The following is a 2,387-nucleotide window of genomic DNA, read 5'->3' on the forward strand; positions in this document are numbered from 1 at the left end:
GGGAGGTGGCCGGGGATGACTAACCAGGAACAGATAAGAGCCTATGTGGACGAATACGCCGCCCTGACCCTTGAATCCAGCCGGATAAAGGAGCGGATGGACTGGCTCAAGGGGTATTTTGAGACCCTGGCCGCCGATGACCTTAAGGATACCAAGCTGCTGACCGCCGCCTATTGGGGCAGCCAGAACAGCCGGGTAACGGTGACAAACGCCGCCACGGTCAAGCCGGTATCCCTTACCATGGTCAAGGAGGTGCTGGGCAAGGTGGCCGGGGACTTTATCAAAACCGAGACCACCGACACCATGACTGCCCCCTGCAAAAAGCTGCTGGGCATGGTGGCCCAGGGGAATTACACAGAGGGGAGCCTTGACAGCCTGATCCAGAAGATCAGCAGCGACCCCAAGGTGCAGGCCACCCTGCAGAAGCGGCTCAAGGGTACATACAACCGGGACAAGGCCGCGCTCATGAAGGTGGGCGGCCTGCCGGAGCAGGAGGCCAGCGATTGGGCGTACCTGGCCTCCGAGGTGATAAATTGGGAATGGCTCACCCAGGTGCTGCGGGCCGCAGGCTGGCAGGGCAGCACCCAGGAGGCCGTGGACATTATCCGGGCCGCCGTTATCGTGGAGGAAAGCATCAAGGTGGGCGTGGAGGCCGAACAACCCGCATAGGCGGGGAAAGGAGGACGCTATGGCAGCCATCAACGGGCAGCAGATCAAGAAAATTTACGCCATAGGCAATGCGCTGGGCATTGTGGAGCGGGGCAATGAGGAGGACGCCCTGCACTCCCTGGTGGCTGCTGTTACCGGGAAAGCCTCTGTCCGGGCGCTCACCAGCACCGAGGCTCAGGCGGTGATCAGCGAGCTGCAGCAGCGCCAGGGCACCCCTCCCCCGCGCCGCAAGCCCAAGACGCACACAGAGCGCCCTGGCGGGGCCACGGCGGCCCAGCAGCGCAAGGTGTGGGCATTACTCTATGAGCTGCAAAAAGCGGACACAGCGCCCAGCAGGGCCACGTTAGGGCAAAGACTGTGCGGCATCCTCAAAAAGGAGCTGCACATAGACGCCCTGCCAAAGGAGCCTTTTGCCTGGGTAGATTTCCAGACCTGCAACCGGCTCATAGAAATACTGAAAAAGTATGTGGCTAATGCTGGAAAGGCCGCGCCGGGAGGTGGTACATAATGAGTGCCCCAGAAACAAACTGGCTTCAAGATTTAAGCCATGACCAAAGGAAAATAGCTGACCTGATTGGCGAGGAAAGCTTCATAAAGCTAATGGAGGAATATGGGGGCACTTACTTCTATATTCCAAAAACGGACAAAATTGAGCGCATGGAAAGGAATGAACAAATCAAGGCCGAGTTTGACGGGTACAACTTCCGGGAACTGGCGCAAAAATACGGATTGACAGAAGTCACAATAAGGAGTATCGTATCAGATAGGGTGCGGGCCGTCCGTGCCCGCCCCATGGAGGGGCAGCTCTCCCTATTGTAAAGTAAAAAACTTAAACGCTTTACGTTGACCGCTTGCGTGTTTTGAGGGTATGATTGAGACAAATCAATCATACCTTTTCTTTTTTCGGGGGTGTTCGTGTGACGTTTGATAATGGGACATGGTGGCTGGTGGTGCTGCTTTTGGGGTTTGCGACCGGGGCCTTGATATACCTGATAAAGCGTTCCCTTTTTGGGCGGGTGGACAAGCTGGATGAGGCCGTTAAAAGACTGGATGAGACCACGGTGAAAAAGCCCACTTACGAAAAGGACAAGGACAAGCTGACCGGAGATATTGAACGTATAGAGCGGGACTATACCCCCCGCAGCGTACATGAGAAATCCTATGATGAGTTAAGGGCAGATATAAAGACCATCATGCAGACGTATTTGACAAAAGATGATTTTATCCGGGAATTTTCCAAGATGGATAGAAAAATAGACATGATCCTGGATCATGCAATCAAGCAGAAAGATAAGGGGGCATAAGCAAAATGGATATGCAGCGCATAGAAGCTGGGAAATTTGCCTGGAATAACGGGCAGGTGCTGCAGGCCGTGAATATCCTGCGGTTTAAGTTCAACAAGTTGGCTGGGATAGAGCGGGTGGTCAAAATGCTGGGCCTAGCCCCGGATGAGTTCCTGGAAAGCGTCAATTTCCTGGCAGAAGAAGGGTATATCCGCCTGCGGTATATTTCCACAAAAGAGACGGCTACCCTGGCCGATGCGGAATATACCGCCCTGGAGGCCAAGCTGACCGGCAAGGGCATCCGGCTGCGGGCCGAGGGGCTTGAGGACGATATGGTGAAGGTATCCAGCAGCGACAAGAGCCTTTTGCGGGCCGGTAACTTTGTCCAAAACAATGGCGGGGTGTTGCGGCCTTTGAATATCCTCTCACACAAGT

5 protein-coding genes are annotated in these 2,387 nt (G+C 55.0%); all 5 read left to right on the forward strand.

Annotated elements, in window-relative coordinates; translation table 11 throughout:
* Nucleotides 1-15: 15 nt before the first annotated feature.
* Nucleotides 16-669 carry a hypothetical protein gene (locus VSQ30_RS20505; protein WP_334467132.1) on the forward strand — a complete coding sequence of 218 codons (654 nt, stop codon included), beginning with the start codon at nt 16-18 and terminating at the stop codon, nt 667-669.
* Nucleotides 670-688: 19 nt separating this feature from the next.
* Nucleotides 689-1,177: a regulatory protein GemA gene (locus VSQ30_RS20510; protein WP_334467133.1), complete on the forward strand. Its 489-nt coding sequence runs from the start codon at nt 689-691 to the stop codon at nt 1,175-1,177.
* On the forward strand, nt 1,177-1,488 hold the full coding sequence (locus tag VSQ30_RS20515; protein ID WP_160578814.1) for a Mor transcription activator family protein: 312 nt from the start codon (nt 1,177-1,179) through the stop codon (nt 1,486-1,488). The genes VSQ30_RS20510 and VSQ30_RS20515 overlap by 1 nt, the downstream gene beginning before the upstream one ends.
* A 98-nt stretch (nt 1,489-1,586) precedes the next feature.
* Nucleotides 1,587-1,973, forward strand: coding sequence for a hypothetical protein (locus VSQ30_RS20520; RefSeq protein ID WP_334467134.1), 387 nt, complete (start codon nt 1,587-1,589; stop codon nt 1,971-1,973).
* Between the two features lie 5 nt (nt 1,974-1,978).
* A partial coding sequence (locus tag VSQ30_RS20525; protein WP_334467137.1) for a hypothetical protein occupies nt 1,979-2,387 on the forward strand: 409 nt, incomplete at its 3' end.

The organism is Acutalibacter sp. JLR.KK004 (assembly GCF_036941085.1).
Taxonomy (GTDB): domain Bacteria; phylum Bacillota; class Clostridia; order Oscillospirales; family Acutalibacteraceae; genus Acutalibacter.